The sequence below is a fragment of the Elstera cyanobacteriorum genome, from assembly GCF_002251735.1.
GTDB lineage: Bacteria > Pseudomonadota > Alphaproteobacteria > Elsterales > Elsteraceae > Elstera > Elstera cyanobacteriorum.
The window spans coordinates 75359-91938 of sequence record NZ_NOXS01000020.1 but is presented as its reverse complement, the minus strand read 5'-3'; the positions used below and the strand labels follow the sequence as shown (position 1 = coordinate 91938).

The 16580-nt window shown below is 60.4% G+C and carries 16 protein-coding genes and 1 pseudogene; 11 read left to right on the top strand and 6 right to left on the bottom strand.

What is annotated here, in order from left to right:
• Nucleotides 1-70: 70 nt before the first annotated feature.
• From CHR90_RS01335 to CHR90_RS01315, 5 genes are all read right to left on the bottom strand, one after another.
• Nucleotides 71-1162, bottom strand: a complete 1092-nt coding sequence (locus CHR90_RS01335) for an ABC transporter ATP-binding protein (RefSeq protein WP_094406952.1) — start codon at nt 1160-1162, stop codon at nt 71-73.
• Nucleotides 1163-1173: 11 nt separating this feature from the next.
• On the bottom strand, nt 1174-2781 hold the full coding sequence (locus tag CHR90_RS01330; protein WP_212668582.1) for an alpha-glucosidase: 1608 nt from the start codon (nt 2779-2781) through the stop codon (nt 1174-1176).
• Nucleotides 2782-3630 (bottom strand): carbohydrate ABC transporter permease, encoded by an 849-nt coding sequence (locus CHR90_RS01325; protein WP_094406950.1) that lies wholly within the window; start codon nt 3628-3630, stop codon nt 2782-2784. It lies immediately after the preceding gene.
• Between the two features lie 11 nt (nt 3631-3641).
• Entirely contained in the window at nt 3642-4556 is a 915-nt protein-coding gene (locus tag CHR90_RS01320) for a carbohydrate ABC transporter permease (protein WP_094406948.1), read from the bottom strand.
• A gap of 67 nt (nt 4557-4623) precedes the next feature.
• Nucleotides 4624-5880 (bottom strand): ABC transporter substrate-binding protein, encoded by a 1257-nt coding sequence (locus CHR90_RS01315; protein WP_094406946.1) that lies wholly within the window; start codon nt 5878-5880, stop codon nt 4624-4626.
• Nucleotides 5881-6072: 192 nt separating this feature from the next.
• On the opposite strand from CHR90_RS01315, the gene CHR90_RS01310 reads away from it, so the two are divergent.
• Nucleotides 6073-7125: a LacI family DNA-binding transcriptional regulator gene (locus CHR90_RS01310; RefSeq protein ID WP_212668581.1), complete on the top strand. Its 1053-nt coding sequence runs from the start codon at nt 6073-6075 to the stop codon at nt 7123-7125.
• Nucleotides 7126-7285: 160 nt separating this feature from the next.
• Nucleotides 7286-7417: pseudogene (locus CHR90_RS19585) on the top strand (4-hydroxy-2-oxovalerate aldolase); the annotation flags it as partial.
• A gap of 19 nt (nt 7418-7436) precedes the next feature.
• On the opposite strand, the gene CHR90_RS01300 reads toward CHR90_RS19585, so the two are convergent.
• A complete protein-coding gene (locus tag CHR90_RS01300; protein WP_094406944.1) occupies nt 7437-8645 on the bottom strand; it encodes a LysR family transcriptional regulator in 1209 nt (402 codons plus the stop codon).
• 137 nt (nt 8646-8782) lie between these two features.
• Between CHR90_RS01300 and CHR90_RS01295 the strand changes: the two genes are divergently transcribed.
• The 9 genes from CHR90_RS01295 to CHR90_RS01255 are packed head-to-tail and all read left to right on the top strand — an operon-like array spanning nt 8783 to nt 16579.
• The gene (locus CHR90_RS01295; protein WP_094406942.1) at nt 8783-9469 is read left to right on the top strand and encodes a 4-carboxy-4-hydroxy-2-oxoadipate aldolase/oxaloacetate decarboxylase; all 687 of its coding nucleotides are present in this window, start codon (nt 8783-8785) and stop codon (nt 9467-9469) included.
• 6 nt (nt 9470-9475) lie between these two features.
• A complete protein-coding gene (locus tag CHR90_RS01290) occupies nt 9476-10579 on the top strand; it encodes a 4-oxalomesaconate tautomerase (RefSeq protein ID WP_094406940.1) in 1104 nt (367 codons plus the stop codon).
• Nucleotides 10576-11460 carry a DUF1932 domain-containing protein gene (locus CHR90_RS01285; RefSeq protein ID WP_094406938.1) on the top strand — a complete coding sequence of 295 codons (885 nt, stop codon included), beginning with the start codon at nt 10576-10578 and terminating at the stop codon, nt 11458-11460. The genes CHR90_RS01290 and CHR90_RS01285 overlap by 4 nt, the downstream gene beginning before the upstream one ends.
• Complete coding sequence (locus CHR90_RS01280; RefSeq protein ID WP_094406936.1) at nt 11457-12479, top strand: amidohydrolase family protein; 1023 nt, start codon at nt 11457-11459, stop codon at nt 12477-12479. The genes CHR90_RS01285 and CHR90_RS01280 overlap by 4 nt, the downstream gene beginning before the upstream one ends.
• A 2-nt stretch (nt 12480-12481) precedes the next feature.
• Nucleotides 12482-13381: an amidohydrolase family protein gene (locus tag CHR90_RS01275; protein ID WP_094406934.1), complete on the top strand. Its 900-nt coding sequence runs from the start codon at nt 12482-12484 to the stop codon at nt 13379-13381.
• On the top strand, nt 13381-13776 hold the full coding sequence (gene ligA, locus CHR90_RS01270) for a protocatechuate 4,5-dioxygenase subunit alpha (protein WP_094406932.1): 396 nt from the start codon (nt 13381-13383) through the stop codon (nt 13774-13776). The genes CHR90_RS01275 and ligA overlap by 1 nt, the downstream gene beginning before the upstream one ends.
• Nucleotides 13769-14611 (top strand): class III extradiol dioxygenase subunit beta, encoded by an 843-nt coding sequence (locus CHR90_RS01265; RefSeq protein ID WP_094406930.1) that lies wholly within the window; start codon nt 13769-13771, stop codon nt 14609-14611. Before ligA ends, CHR90_RS01265 begins: the two co-directional genes overlap by 8 nt.
• Before the next feature lie 21 nt (nt 14612-14632).
• Nucleotides 14633-15574, top strand: coding sequence for a Gfo/Idh/MocA family oxidoreductase (locus CHR90_RS01260; RefSeq protein WP_094406928.1), 942 nt, complete (start codon nt 14633-14635; stop codon nt 15572-15574).
• 24 nt (nt 15575-15598) lie between these two features.
• Nucleotides 15599-16579 carry an aldo/keto reductase gene (locus tag CHR90_RS01255; protein WP_094406926.1) on the top strand — a complete coding sequence of 327 codons (981 nt, stop codon included), beginning with the start codon at nt 15599-15601 and terminating at the stop codon, nt 16577-16579.
• Nucleotide 16580 lies beyond the last annotated feature (1 nt).

Here is a 16580-nt window from a genome sequence, read left to right as displayed (position 1 = left end):
ACCGGTGGGCCAGGTCGAGTAATCCCGCCCGGCTGCGCACAATGATGATGCGCCCCCCCCAATACCGCTGTCAGTTCACCCGCGGCCAGGCTAAGCCCTGACTGTTAAACAAATGGCTTTCGGCAGGATTAAGGACAATACCAACGAGATCCCCAGCGGAAAGCGCCGTATCCCCGCTGCCCTTCACGGTCAGCGCCTGCCCATCGGCTAAACTGATATAGGCGTAGTGAACCTCCCCCAACCGTTCGACAGTGCGAAGCGTTCCCGTTAGCTCGGCCCCCTCGGGCGCGGTTAAGGCGAGATGTTCGGGCCGCAACCCAAGCGAAACCCTATCCCCGGGGCGCGCATCGGCGGCGGTTACGGTTGGGCTGAAACTATGTCCCGACGGAAGCCGAACAGTGGGGCGCGCCTCGGTTTTATCGATGATCAGCGTATCAAGAAAGTTCATTGACGGGGTTCCGATAAACCCGGCAACGAACTGATTATGCGGATGATGGTAGAGACTGAGCGGCGTTCCAACCTGTTCGATCGTTCCCCCGCGCAAGACGCAGATAATATCAGCCATTGTCATGGCCTCAACCTGGTCGTGGGTGACGTAGACCGTCGTGACTTTCAAACTTCGTTGCAGTTCGGCGATTTCCTGGCGCATCTGAACGCGTAAGGCGGCATCGAGGTTGGATAAAGGCTCATCGAACAGAAAAACACTGGGATCGCGCACGATGGCGCGCCCGATTGCAACCCTCTGGCGCTGACCGCCGGAGAGGTTCTTCGGCAAACGGTCGAGCAAGGGGGTTAACTCCAGGCGCGCAGCGGCCTGCGAAACCCGGTTTTGAATTTCAGTCTTGGAGAGTTTTTTCATCTCCAGGCCAAAGCTCATATTTTCGGCAACGGTCATATGGGGATAAAGAGCATAGGATTGAAAGACCATCGCCACCCCCCGTTCGGCAGGGGTGCAGCCCGTCACATCGCGCTCGCCAATGCTGATCGTACCGCTGCTGACCTCTTCCAATCCGGCCAACAACCGTAAGAGGGTTGACTTGCCGCAACCCGATGGGCCAACGAGAACCAGGAACTTGCCATCTGGAATATCGAGATCAATTCCGTGAATGGTCTCGATCTGGCCAAAGGATTTGCGTACCCCGCGCAGCGTAACACCCGCCATCGTCCGTCCCTCTAAGAATCTGCCAAAAAGGCCGCACCTAAGGGCGGCAAGGTTAAGGTCTGCCCGCTCAGATCGGCCTCGAAGCCGCTCTCCCGCAGGACATGCCCAGCGCGCGGTAACGTAACCTCGACCGCCTCGCGCCCCAGGTTAAAGGCACATAGTCGGTCATCGCCGCGCTGAAATAGGAGGACTGGCGCCGGCGCATCGAAGAAGCGGATCGCGCCGTGCCGAAGGCTCGCTTCGCCGCGCCGCCATCTCAAGAAATGGCGAATGCGATTGAGGGGGGAGGCCGGATCAGCCGCTTGTCGGTCGACGGCGGCATGCGCATGATCTGCAGGGATCGGCAACCATGGGTCTACGTCAGAAAAACCGCTGAAGGGCGCCTGAGCCGCCCAGGGCATCGGCGTTCGGCACCCATCGCGCCCCTTAAACTCCGGCCAAAAAGTTTTGCCATAAGGGTCTTGCAAACGCTCGAACGGCACATCCGCCTCGATGAGCCCGAGTTCATCCCCTTGATACAGACACGGCGATCCGCGTAAAGCCGTTGCGAGCGCAATCAGCATCGGGGCCGCCAGGGGGGCAACGTCTGCATACCCCCACCGGGAAATCACGCGCGGAAAATCGTGATTGGACAAGGCCCAGGAAATCCAGCCGGACCCTAAGCCAGCCTCGGTCCGTTCAACCGCCTGCCGAATATCAACCGCCGTTACATTGGGGGCGAGTAAGTCAAACCCGTAGACCATATGAAGCCGCTTCCCCGCCTCGGTATAGGCTGCGGTTGTTTCGGCGACATCATTGTCGATGCCAAGCTCGCCCACCGTCGTCGTGCCCGGATATTGATCGAGAAGCGCCCGCAATTTTTCCAAGAAACCCAAATTCTCGGGCCGGGTTTTATCATAGAGGTGCAGTTGAAAACCGTAAGGGTTGCTGCGCGGCACTGTATTGACCGCCGCATCCGCCGGGGCTGGTGGATTGGATCGCAAGGCTAGATCATGGAAGTAAAAATTGACCGTATCGAGCCGGAAGCCATCAACGCCGCGCTCGAGCCAAAAACGCGCCGCCGCGAGAACCGCCGCCTGAACATCGGGATTATGAAAGTTTAGGTCGGGTTGCGCCTTCAGGAAGTTATGGAGGTAATATTGACGGCGCCGGGCATCCCACTCCCAGGCCGAACCGCCGAAAATCGATAGCCAATTATTTGGAGGCGTGCCATCGGACTCCGCATCGGCCCAGACATACCAATCGGCCTTTGGATTATGTCGGTCGCGGCGGCTCTCAACAAACCAAGGGTGCTGATCCGAACTATGGCTGATGACGAGGTCGATCAATACTTTTAAGCCGCGCGCATGGGCGCCCGCAATCAGCGCATCGGCATCGGCCAGAGTTCCAAACAGCGGGTCAACCCCACAGAAATCTGAGACGTCATAGCCGAAGTCTGCCATGGGCGACGGGAAAAATGGCGAGACCCAAATCGCATCGACGTTCAGGGAAGCAATATAATCCAGCTTGGCGGTAATGCCGCGCAGATCGCCGATGCCATTGCCATCGGCATCATAAAACGAGCGCGGATAGATTTGATAGAGTACCGCGCCGCGCCACCAGTCTACATTCGTCATCATCTATCCTTTGATCGCCCCGGCCGTCAGGCCCGAGACGATGCGTCGTTGGAAAATAAACACGAGAAGGATCAGCGGGACCGTCACAACCACCGATGCCGCCATAATGCCCCCCCAAGGCAGTTCCAGCGCGGTTGCCCCAGAGATCAGGGCAATCGCTACCGGAACCGTTCGGGTTTCGCTGGACAGCGTGAAGGTGAGCGCGAAGAGAAACTCGTTCCAAGAGGCGATGAAGGCGAGCAGCCCCGTCGTTACTAAGGCCGGTCCCATCAAGGGCAGAAAAACACGCCGGACGACGGTCCAGGGAGTCGCCCCGTCCACATAGGCGGCTTCTTCCAACTCCTTGGGCAACTCCCGCATGAAGGTGGTGAATACCCAGACCGTGAACGGCAGCGTCAAGACAAGGTTCGAGAGGATGAGCGAGGGAAGGCGGTTGTATAAACCCAAAGCGCGCACCAGCTCGAACATGCCCGACAAGATAGACACCTGCGGGAACATTGAGACCGCAAGCACCGTCACCAGCAACAGACCGCGCCCTCGAAATCGCACCCGACCGAAAGCAAAGGCCGCTGTCACGCCGAGAAGCAGCGATAGGCCGACCACGACGGTCGCGACGAGCAGCGAATTTAAAATCTGGAGGCCAAACGGCTGTTCGCGGAAAATCGACTGATAATTGATAAGAGTTATATCCCCGATCCAATAGCTAACCTGAAACAGCGCTGAGCCTGTTTTAAAAGAAGTCAGAATCGCATAGTAAAACGGAAAGAGGGCGATTACGGCGATAGCCAGGACCGCGCCTGCGAAAGCGATCCGCCGAAAGATTTTGCCCGATTTAGACCGTTGGAATCCCATGGCAATCCCCTTCAGTTCGGGTCAGCGGCGAGCTTGACCCGCCCAAGCGTCAGATAGAGCGCGGTCAACAGCGCAATAACCATGAACAGCGCCGTTGACGCCGCTGAGCCATACCCAACGCTTTGAAATTCCACGAGATGCTGTCGGGCGAAGACCGACATCGACATGGTATCCCGCGTATTAGAGGTCAGCACGTAGATGACGTCGAAGACACGCAAAGCATCGAGCGCCCGAAAGATAACCGCCACCATCAAGGCGGGTCGAATCAGAGGAAGTGTTACCTTAAAGAACAGCCTCCAGGCCGGAATACCGTCCAGTCGGGCCGCCTCGTAACAATCGGTTGGAAGCATTTGCAGCGCAGCTAGACACAGAAGGGCCATAAAGGGCGTGGTCTTCCAGACATCCACCAGAACGATTGCGGCTAGGGCCGTATCCGGCGATGCCGCCCAGGCAATCGGCTGAGTAATCAGCCCAAGGCTGAGCATCATCGAATTCAGAATGCCGAATTGGTCATGCAGCATCCACGCCCAGATTTTCGCCGAAACAATCGTTGGAATGGCCCAAGGCACAAGAATAGCGGCACGGATAAAGCTACGACCAAAGAAACGCTGATGGAGGACGAGAGCGACCAACAGGCCAAAAATCGTCTCTAGCGTGACCGATAAGATCGTAAAAACCAGCGTATTATAGACCGCGCGCCACCAGTCGGGATCGACCAACAACCCACCCCAACCATATTGATCTTTCATCAGATAATTGTCGAAGCCGATGAACTTCCAGGCCGATAAATCGGCCATCGAAGCATCCGTTAGGCTAAACCAGAACGTGCGCAGCAGCGGCCATCCGGCGATGGCGGCGAGCGTGATCAGCATTGGTGCAAGGAAGATCCAAGCAGCCCGCGCTTTGCGGCGTGAAAGCCCAGCCATTGGCTGTCGCTCCAAAAGTGAGACGGCGGGAACCTTTAAAAAGCCCCCGCTTCGATGAACGGCAGGGTCAGCGCATCGCGCGCACTAAGGCGGCTTCCAAAGCCGGGACGGCTTTCTCTGCCGTTTCCTTCTTCGACAGAACCGCGTGCGTTGCATTCCAGATTTCGTTGGAGACGCGGTTATATTTCGCCCCTGTCGCCTTTGCCGGTCGGGCGGCCGCATTGGTGAAGGTTTCGTAGAGCGAGTCGAAGAAGGGGTTCGCCGCTAGGATTTCCTTATCCTGATACAGGGCAGGACGGGTTGGATTATACCCACCTACCAGGGCACGGCGCTTCTGTTCGGCATCACTGGTCAAATACATGACCAAATCAGCCGCTACAGCCTGATTTTTCGAAAATTTAGAGACTGATAACTGCCATCCCCCGAGCGCGCCTGAATATTTGCCATTGGCCCCGCCTTTCGGAAGCGCGGCGACGCCGATCTTATTCTTGATCGGACTATCTGCGGCCTGCCCCAGTGCCCAAGCATAGGGCCAATTCCGCATAAAAACGGCATTGCCCGATTGCCAAATACCTCGGGCCTCCTCTTCGGCATAGCCAAGCACGCCTTCTGGGGTGATGGAGCCAACCCATCCTGCTACCGTTTTCAGCGCTTCGATGGCGTGCGGGTTATTGACGGTGATTTTACCCGCATCATCCATGAAGGTGCCGCCGCCGAACGAATCGACCCATTCAAGCGCATTGCAGGTCAATCCTTCATAGGCTTTCCCTTGAAAGACGAAGCCCCACATTTTGTCGTTGCCAGCCTTACGCTCACCTGCCTGGATTTTCTCGGCAACGCTTGCAAGGTCGGCCCAAGTGGTTGGTACTTTCGTTCCATATTTTTCTAACAGATCTTTCCGATAATATAAAAGCCCAGCATCCGTAAACCACGGCATCGCGACTAGTTTATTATTGACCGTATTATTAGCAACGATCGACACAAAATGCTGAAGCGTCTCTTGCTTCGCATAGGGCGTCAAATCAATCATATAATTCACCAGAATCCCCGGCCAAATCACATCGATTTGGAATACATCAATATCACTGCTGCCGCTCGCCAGGATCTGTTGATAGAGGGCTAACCGTTCGGTCGCGGAATTGGGGGTCGAGACAATTTTGACCGTGTGTCCGGTGGCCTTTGCCCACGCGTCGGCCCCGGCTTGGCAATGGGTTAATTCAGCCCCAACGGCCCCACACGAGAGTGAAATCTCGACCGCCGACGCACTGACGGAAAACAGAAGCGCCGTTAACGTGGGCGCTACGAAAGCTGCGAAACGACGCATGGTTCTCTCCCAAAAACCGGGCGGCTTTGGCCGCCTCATGAGTTGTTTTGTGTCGGAAACCGCATTTAAACCGGTTTGAACACATCAACCATACGGCTGAACGGGACAGGGCGTCAACCCGCCTATCTTTGCTCGCGCTCTTTTTTGAAGGGCGCTAAACTCGGTTAACGTGGGGACAGTCGGTTTAGAAAAATGGCAGCACAGATCCGGTTAAAGGAACTCGCCGAGGCGCTCGGTCTTTCGCGCGCGACGGTAAGCCGGGCGTTAAATGGGTTCCCCGAGGTCAATAAAGAAACCAAGGCCCGCGTGGCCGAGGCCGCTGAGCGACTTGGCTATCGCCCTAATCCCGTTGCTCGCCGGCTGGCGACCGGGCGCGCCGGGGCAATCGGCGTTGTTTTTCCCCCGAAAGCCAATCTTCTGCTCGATCCGCATTTCATGGAGTTTTTGGTCGGCGTCGTCTCGCACTGTACCGAAAGAGGGGTGATGCTGGCGCTCTCGGGGGCCGAAACGACGGGCGACGATCTGCAAACCTATCGAAATTTGGCGGCTTCTGGTCAGATAGATGGCGTCATTCTATCAGGCCCTTTGGTCCAAGACCCGCGTGTGCCGCTGCTCATGGATCTGGGATTACCGTTTGTACTGCATGGGCGAACACAGGCTGCGGTCCCCTACCCATTTATGGACATCGATAATCGCGGCGCCTTTTATGCCCAGGCAGCCCATGTCATCGCGCACGGGCACCAGCGCGTCGTTCTCCTGAATGGCTTAACCGACTATACGTTCGCGCAGCATCGCCTCGATGGCTACAGACAAGCCTTTGCCGATGCGGGCTTAACGCCCGATCCCCGGTTGATTTTCTCGGCCAGTATGTCGGAGGAGAACGGCTATCGGCAGACGCGGGAGGCACTGACCGAAACCCCGCGCCCAACGGCCTTTCTGTGCTCCAGCATGGTCGAAGCCCTCGGATGTTTGCGCGCTTTGCGCGATTGTAGCTTGCGCGTCCCCGAGGATATTTCGGTTGTCGCTCATGATGATGGCCTACCCGCCGTCGATCCTGCCGGGCTGAATCCGCCGCTGACGACAAGCTCGTCGTCGATTCGAGCGGCAGGTGTCCGCGTTGCTGAACATCTGTTGGCCCTTTTGGGTGGCGCGACGCCACAGGGGATCCAGGAGGTCTGGCCGGTCCCACTCGTACACCGCGCGTCGGTTGCCGCACCGGGTTCGGATCAGGGCTTCTCCCGCTGATTTTGAGACCTCGGTTGGGTTTAGAGAGCTAATCGGTCAGCCGCATTGCCAGTTGGAACATTAAATTCGCTGATACAGTGGCCGAGATTGAGGTCGGGGCCGTGCACGTCGATGCGTCGCTGGTTAGGATGGGTGCGGGCGCAGGCAATGCGCGGAAAATGCCTCCAAAACCTATGCTGTCGATACCCGCGATATTCTGATGGAACTTGGCCGGCGGCGCATGGTCGGCGGACAGGAAGATATGAGTATAGATGTGGCGCTCGATTTACTGAACCAGCGGGCGGCGTCGTAAACAGCACCTCTTATCTAGCCTATCCCGGAGCCGCTGCCGAAGCGCGGATGCAGTCGAGCAAGGCCGCCTGCAATCGCGTTGGCTGCCAACCTTTTCGGGTTGCGAGACCAATGGGACGATCTGTTTCCGGTAGCGGAACGGGCAGCACGGCGAGTTGCCCGGTTGCCACATCGTGGCTGACCTGACGAGCAGATAAAACGGTCGCCCGGTCGCTCCCCAGCATCAATGACCGGGTCGCGATCAGGGAGCCGCATTCGATCAACCGCCTAGGCACAGCCAGCCCTGCGCGGTGGAAGAAGTCTTCGAACTGTTGGCGGGCGGGGGCCCCTGGGGCCGCGACGATCCAATCCAGCGCGGCAAGATCAGCCGGGCTGGGGGCCGCGAGCGTCAGGATTGGATGGCCCCGCCGCACGATGATCGACAAGGGTTCGCGGAACAATTCTTCCTGCTCGATTTCCGGCGTTGGAACCGGCTGACGCAGGGCGCCGAGAATAAAATCGATACCGCCGTGGCGGAGATCATCCAGCAGGTCGGCATAGGCACCATCGACAATGCGCAACCGGGCATCGGGGAAATCACCGAGCAGCGCCAGCACCGCCTGCGGCAGAATGCGGGTCCGCGCCAGCGGCAGGCAGCCCACTGTAACGGCCCCATCCATCATGCCGCGCTGCTCGCGTACCTCCTGCACCCCTTGCTCGATTTCGGTCAGTGCCAGCGCGATGGGGCGGACCAGCGCCCGCGCTTCCCGCGTCGGCTCCATCCCGCGCGGAGTGCGGTCGAAGAGATCGCGCCCCACCAATAGTTCCAACTCCCGCACCGCGCGGTTGATGCTTGGTTGCGAGACGCCCAATCCCTGGGCCGCCAGCGTTAGACTGCCCGCCCGGACGGTTTGCACGAAGGCGCGGGCCTGAACCAGTGTCAGCACATCGCGCAGCCACCCCGCCCCGCGTCGCCCCTCCGGCGGAAACAAGCGCTCGGCAACCGCAAGATGGTCGAAGGCGCGGTCAATCCGCGTCACCAGCCGCAGGCCGCTATCGGTCGGATAAACGCCGGACGGGCTGCGGGTGAACAGTGGGGTTTCGAGGGTCGCTTCCAGCCGGGCAATCGCCTGGGTAACGGCGGGTTGGGTTAAATGCAGCGCATCCGCCGCCGCGCGCGTTTGCCCCAGCTTTGCCGTAACGGCGATGGCGCGCAACAGGCGAAGCTTGGGCAGGACGATCGGGTCCATCGGTTCGGCCTTCTGGTCAGGTCTAACAAAATTTTATATCAAGCAGCGGGCTTATGTCTCGTGCGTCGGCGCAAACTCAGGCTGAATACCCTTAAGAAAGGCAGCCGAAGCTGCTGCGTGTTGAGGGAAGAAACGCCATGCCGACGGTAGTCACCGATATTCCCCGCTTACCGCGCGATCTTCTGGACCGTTTCGTCCAATTTGGCGTTGCCACGGTTCATGAAGCCCAGGGGCGCACGGGACTGATGGACGCCGGGCTGCGCCCGATCTTCCGCCCCGCCCATATCGCCGGGTCCGCCGTGACCTGCACGGTCGCGCCGGGGGATAATTGGACGATCCACGTCGCGGTCGAACAATGTCAGGCAGGCGATATTCTCGTCGTTACGCCAACCAGCCCTTGCGAGGATGGTTATTTCGGCGACCTGCTCGGCGTCTCGTTAATGGCGCGCGGCGTGCGCGGTCTGATCATCAACGCCGGGGTGCGCGATACGGCGACCCTGACGGAAATGGGCTTTCCCGTCTGGTCGAAGGCCGTCTATGCCCAGGGTACGGTCAAGGAAACTTTGGGTGACGTGAACCTGCCCGTCGTCTGCGCGGGCGCCGTGGTTCATCCGGGCGATGTTATCGTCGCCGATGACGATGGTGTCGTCGTCGTACCGCAAGCCCAAGCCGCTGCGGTTATCGAGAAATGCGCCGCGCGCGAAGCCAAGGAAGCGGGCACCCGCGCCCGCCTACAGGCCGGGGAACTCGGCCTTGATATTTATAATATGCGCCCGCGCCTTGCCGAAAAAGGGCTGGTCTACCGCTCGGCCAAGGCGGAGTAACCCCCGATGCAGCGCGCAATTCCCTGCACGATCATGCGCGGCGGTACGTCGAAAGGCCTTTATTTCGAGGCGCAGGACTTGCCCGCCGATCCTGCCGCCCGCAACCGGGTGCTGCTGGCGGCGCTGGGGTCGCCCGATGCGCGCCAGATTGATGGCATGGGCGGCGCCCATCCGCTGACCAGCAAAGTCGCCGTTCTCAGCCGCTCGGCCCACCCGGACGCCGATGTCGATTATCTTTTTCTGCAAGTGGTCGTGGATCGCGCCGAGGTTAGCGATGCGCAGAACTGCGGCAATATCCTGGCCGGGGTTGGGCCATGGGCGATTGAAAACGGTTGGGTGCCCGTCAGCGGCCCCGTAACGCCGGTACGCATTCACATGGTCAATAGCGGCGGTTTGGCCGTCGCCTATGTTCAAACCCCCAAAGGCCAGGTGAGTTACGAGGGGACCGCGCGGATCGATGGGGTTCCCGGCACTGCGGCCCCGATTCCAACCGATTTTCTGAACGTCGCCGGATCGACCTGCGGCGCCCTGCTGCCCACGGGGCGGCTGCGCGATACCATCGACGGGATCGACGTAACCTGCATCGATAATGGTATGCCAGTGGTGCTGATGCGCGCCGCCGATTTCGGCAAGACCGGCTATGAAAGCGTCGAGGCGCTGGAGGGGGATGAGGCGCTGAAGGCGCGGGTGGAGGCCATCCGCCGTGCAGTCGGCCCGCTGATGGCCCTTGGCGATGTGACGCGCCAGACCGTTCCGAAAATGACCCTGCTCGCCCCCGCGCAAAACGGCGGCGTGGTTATGACGCGCAGTTTTATTCCGCACCGCGTGCATGATGCTATCGGCGTGCTGGCCGCCGTCAGTGTCGCCACCGCCTGCGTGCTGCCCGGCACCATCGCCGCCGATGTCGCTGGCCCGGCAGCAGCGGGCCTCAGCGTTCTTGATGTCGAACATCCTACCGGCTTTTTCTCGGTCGATATGGATGTGGATATCGGCGGGACCATCGACGCGCCGCAGGTTACCGTGCGCCGCGCCGCGCTGCTGCGCACCGCGCGCAAGCTGATGCGCGGGGCGATCTATGTTCCTCGGAGCGTTTGGGAGGGGCAGACATGACGCGCATTGCCTTGATTGGCTTTGGCGAGGTCGGCCAAATTCTAGCGGACGATCTGACTGGCAAAGCCTCTCTAACCGTCTGGGATACGCAGTTTACCGATCCCGACAGCCGCCCAGCCCGACAGGCAGCCGCGCGGGGATTGGCGGTCTTGCCCTCGGCGAAAGCTGCGGTTGCGGGGGCCGATTGGGTCTTCGCTGCCGTCACGGCGGCACAAACCCTGGCGGCGGCGGAAGCGGTCGCCCCCAGCTTGGCCGCAGGCGCCCGCTATCTCGATCTCAACTCGGCCTCTCCTGGTCAGAAGCAAGCCGCCGCCGCCGCGATTTCCGGCCAAGGCGGCGTGTACGTCGAAGCCGCCGTCATGTCGCCCTTTCCGCCGAAGCGCCTGGGAACCCCGATCCTGCTTGGCGGCCCCGCAGCCGAGGCCGCCAAGCAGGATCTTGCCGCGCTGGGGTTTTCCGGCCTGACGGTGTTTTCGGAGGTCTTGGGCAAAGCCTCCGCCGCCAAAATGTGCCGCAGCGTCATGATCAAAGGGATCGAAGCGTTGCTGACCGAATCCCTGCTCGCCGCCCGTTACTATGGGGTGGAGGATCGGGTGCTAACCTCCCTCGCCGATCTGCTGCCTGGCCCGGATTGGGAAAAACTGGCGCGCTATATGATTTCCCGCTCGCTCGTCCACGGCACCCGCCGTGCGGAAGAGATGCGGGAAGTCGCCCGCACGGTCACCGAAGCCGGGCTACCGGCCTGGATGAGCGCGGCCAGCGCCGACCGCCACGCCTGGGCACCGCAATTTCTGACCGCCGATACTGCCGAAAGCCTGACCGATGTTTTGGACGCCATCCGCGCCCATCCGGCTTTCGGCCTAAAGGATGCCGCCGAATGATTATCGATTGCCACGGCCATTACACGACCGCCCCCGGCCCGCACCAAGATTTCCGCGCGGCACAGCTTGCCGCCTTTGCCGATCCGTCGCGCCCGCCGCCGAAACCCACCGCGATCAGCGACGATGAAATCCGCGAGAGTGTGGAAAAAAACCAGCTTCGCCTGCTGCGCGAACGCGGCGCGGACCTGACGATTTTCTCCCCCCGCGCCTCGGCAATGGCGCATCACGAGGGCGATGAGGCGATTTCCCAGGCCTGGACGCGCGCCTGCAACGATCTGATCAAGCGGGTCGTCGATCTCTACCCACAGTTCTTCGTCGGCGTCTGCCAATTGCCGCAGTCCCCCGGCGCACCGATTGCCAATTCGATTGCCGAACTGGAACGCTGCGTGACGGAGCTTGGCTTTATCGGCTGCAACCTTAATCCCGACCCCTCGGGCGGGCATTGGACATCGCGGCCGCTGACGGATAAATCTTGGTATCCGTTCTACGAAAAAATGGTGGAGCTTGACGTTCCGGCGATGATCCATGTTTCCGGCTCGTGCAACTGCAATTTCCACGCGACCGGCGCCCATTATATCAACGCCGATACCACCGCCTTTATGCAGTTCATCGAAGGCGATCTGTTCCGCGACTTCCCCACGTTGCGCTTCATCATCCCCCACGGCGGCGGCGCGGTGCCCTATCATTGGGGGCGCTATCGCGGGCTGGCGGATATGCTAAAGCGACCGCATTTGCGCGACCATGTGATGAAGAATGTTTTCTTCGATACCTGCGTCTACCACCAGCCGGGCATTGATCTTCTGTTCGAGGTGATCGACCTTGATAATATCCTGTTCGGGTCGGAAATGGTCGGTGCGGTACGCGGTATCGACCCCGAAACCGGGCATTATTTCGACGATACCAAGCGCTATATCGACGCGCTGAACCTGACCGACGCACAACGCCATCAGGTGTTCGAAGGCAATGCCCGCCGGGTTTATCCGCGCCTCGATGCCATCCTGACCGCCCAGGGACGCTAAGCATGGCGGCTTTTACGATGGATGCCACTTGGCTGCCGTTTCACCCCGCCCCGTCCAAACCGGCGTTCGTTTTGCCGCCCGGCGCGGTTGATGCCCATTGCCATGTGTTCGGCCCTGGCGATGAATTCCCCTATGCGCCGGGGCGGAAATATACCCCTTGCGACGCGGGGAAAGACCAACTCTGGGCGCTGCGCGACCGCTTAGGCTTTTCCCGCAATGTCATCGTCCAGGCCACCTGCCACGGCGCCGATAACCGCGCTGTGGTCGATGCCTTGCGCGCCTCGGGCGGGCGGGCCAAGGGGATTGCCACCGTCCGCCGCAGCGTGACCGACGCCGACCTTGCAGAGTTGAATACCGCCGGGGTGAAAGGCGTGCGCTTTAATTTCGTCAAGCGCCTCGTCGATACCACACCCCCTGATGAACTTCTGGAGATCGCCCACCGCATCGCGCCACTCGGCTGGCACGTGGTGATCTACTTCGAAGCCGCCGATCTGCCGGAGCTTTATGAGTTCATCACCCGGCTCCCCACCACCGTGGTCGTCGATCACATGGGGCGCCCGGATGTTAGCAAGCCGGTTGCTGGGCCGGAGTTTGGCCTGTTCGTGCAACTGATGCGGGACAATCCGCATATTTGGTCGAAAGTCACCTGCCCGGAACGGCTTAGCCACTTAGGCCCGCCGGATTATACCGATGTCGTGCCCTTCGCCCGGCATCTGGTCGAAACCTTCCCCGACCGGGTGCTATGGGGCACCGATTGGCCGCACCCGAACCTGAAAACCCATATGCCGGACGATGGGGCGCTGGTGGATTTTATCCCGAAGATCGCCCCGACCGCCGCGCTTCAACAGAAGCTTCTCGTTGTAAATCCCCAGCGGCTCTATTGGCCGGAGGAGGTGGCGTAATGCCGCTCGAAAAACCCTATGCCAGCATCCCCGGCACGGTGATCTTCGACGCCGATCAAGCGCGCGTCGGCTATCATCTCAACCAATTCTGCATGTCGCTGATGAAGGCCGATAATCGCGCCCGATTTAAGGCCGATAACCGCGCCTATCTGGACGAATGGGCGATGTCTGAAGAGCAAAAGCAAGCGGTAATCGCACGCGATTACAATCGCTTGCTGGCCCTGGGCGGGAATGTCTATTTCCTCGCCAAGATTTTCTCGTCGGACGGTCTCAGCTTTCAATTCGCCGCCGCGACCATGACTGGCATGAGCCAGGAAGAGTATGCGGCGATGATGTTGAACGGTGGCCGCTCCCCCAAAAACGATCATCTGTTGGAGACAAAACCCCATGGCTAAGATTACAGCGGGCGTCACTACGTCCCATGTCCCGGCCATTGGGGCTGCGCTTGATAATGGCCGCGCGGGCGAGCCTTATTGGCAGAAGGTCTTTAGCGGGTATGAGTTCGCCAAGCGCTGGATTGCCGAGGAAAAGCCCGACGTTGTTTTCCTGGTTTATAACGACCACGCGAGCGCCTTCAGTCTGGACCTGATCCCGACGTTTGCGATCGGCACCGGCGAGCGCTTCAACCCCGCCGATGAAGGCTGGGGACCACGCCCGGTGCCCGGGGTCGAGGGCGCGCCGGAACTTGCATTTCATATCGCCCAATCCCTCATCCTGGATGATTTCGACCTAACCATCGTCAATAAGATGGACGTCGATCACGGGCTGACCGTGCCGCTGTCGCTGATGTTCGGCCAGCCGGACGCGTGGCCGTGCAAGGTGATCCCCTTTGCAGTGAATGTCGTGCAATATCCGCCGCCTTCGGGTGCGCGCTGCTATGCGCTTGGCAAAGCCCTACGCCGGGCGATTGAGAGCTTCGACGGTGATCTGAAGGTTCAGGTTTGGGGCACGGGCGGCATGAGCCACCAGTTGCAGGGCCCGCGCGCCGGGCTGATCAATGCCGAGTTCGATAATCGCTTTCTCGATCTGATCGTCAATGATCCCGAAGCTGCCGCCGCCATTCCCCATGTGGAGTATATCCGCGAGGCCGGGTCGGAGGGGATTGAGCTTGTGATGTGGCTGATCATGCGCGGCGCCTTGGGCGATAAGGTCGACCAACTGCACCGGTTCTACCACGTCCCGGCGTCGAATACCGCCGTTGGACATTTGATCTTAAAAGGCGCGGCCTAAGGCCGCCGAGGGGACGCACTGATGAAACTGATTGTTGCCGGGCCGGGGGCCTTCGGACAAAAGCACCTCGACGCCTTAAAGCGGATCGACGGGGTGGAGGTTGCCGCCGTCATTGGACCGGAGATGGACGCAACCCGCGCCACCGCCGAAAAATACGGCATCCCCCAAGCGCTGGCAACGTTGGAGGAAGGCCTTGCCCTGCCCGGCGTAGAGGCCGCCATTCTCTGCACCCCAACGCCGATCCATGCGGCCCAGGCCCAACAGTGCCTTGCGGCGGGTAAGCATGTGATGGTGGAAATTCCGCTGGCCGACTCTTGGGCCGACGCCCAGGCGGTCGCCGCACTACAGCAGCAAACCGGCCTGGTGGCGATGGTCGGCCACACCCGGCGTTTCAATCCCTCGCACCAGTGGATCCATCGCAAGATCGTAGCGGGCGAGTTGAAACTTCAGCACTTAGATGTGCAGACGTTTTTCTTCCGGCGCACCAATATGAACGCGCTCGGGCAGCCGCGTTCCTGGACCGATCATCTCCTGTGGCACCATGCCGCCCATACGGTCGATCTCTTCCAGTATCAGACGGGCGAAGCGGTGGTGGCGGCCAATGCCTTGCAAGGCCCCGATCATCCGACCTTGGGCATTGCGATGGATATGTCAATCCAGATGAAAGCAGCGGGCGGCGCGCTGTGCACCCTGTCGCTGTCCTTCAACAACGACGGGCCGCTCGGCACGTTCTTTCGCTATATTTGCGATAATGGCACTTATATTGCCCGCTATGACGATCTGATCTCGGGCAAGGACGAGAAAATCGACGTCTCTAAAGTCGATGTGTCGATGGACGGCATCGAACTCCAAGACCGCGAATTTATCGCGGCAATCCGCGACGGGCGGGAGCCGAACGCCAGCGTTGCCAAAGTGCTACCCTGTTATGAGGTTTTGCATAAACTGGAGCAGCAACTTTCCTAGCCGACCCGAGGTTTTGACATGCCAATGCCGACCCGTTCCCTTGGCCCCTTCACCGTCTCGGCTATCGGCCTTGGCTGTATGAACGTCAGCCACGCCTATGGGGTGCCGCCGGAGCGGGAAGCGGCGGAAGCACTGTTGCGGCAGGCATTCGACGAGGGCGTAACGCATTTCGACACGGCGGCGCTTTATGGCTTTGGGAAGAATGAGGAAGTGGTGGGCGCGGCGCTCAAGCCGGTGCGCGACAAAATCATCCTGGCCAGCAAATGCGGCATGACCGGCGTTGACGGGAAGCGCGTTATTGACGGGCGGCCTGAAACCTTGAAAGCCACCTGCGACGCCTCGCTTAAGCGGCTGCAAACCGAGGTGATCGATCTTTACACGCTGCACCGCTGGGATAAGCAGGTACCCATCGAAGACAGCGTCGGCGCGCTGGCCGATCTGGTCCGCGCCGGGAAGATCCGCGCTATCGGCTTGTCGGAGGTCTCCTCTCAAACCTTGCGCCGCGCCCATGCCGTGCATCCGATTGCCGCCGTGCAAAGCGAATATTCACTGTGGACGCGCGACCCGGAGCCGCGACTGCTGGCGACCTGCGCCGAGCTGGGCACGGCCTTCGTTGCCTTTTCCCCGGTCGGGCGCGGCATTCTGGCGGGCGGAATTGCGCCGCAGCCGCAGTTCGCGCCGGGGGATATTCGCCTGACCATGCCGCGCTTCGCCGAGCCTCATCTTGCGGCAAATCTGGCGCAGGCCGAACGCTTTGCCGCGCTGGTCCGCGCCTGGGGCTATTCCCCGGCGCAGGCCGCCCTGGCGTGGCTTCTCGCCAAAGGCCCGCATATTCTGCCGATTCCCGGCACGGCCAAGCCCGCGCATCTGACGGAAAACAATAGTGCCGCAGCGATTACCTTAGCCGCCGCTCAGGTTGCCGCCCTCGACGCGCTCTACGCCCTGGAAACCGTACAAGGGCCGCGCTATGCCCCGGCGGTGATGGCGGAGATCGATCCGGATTAAC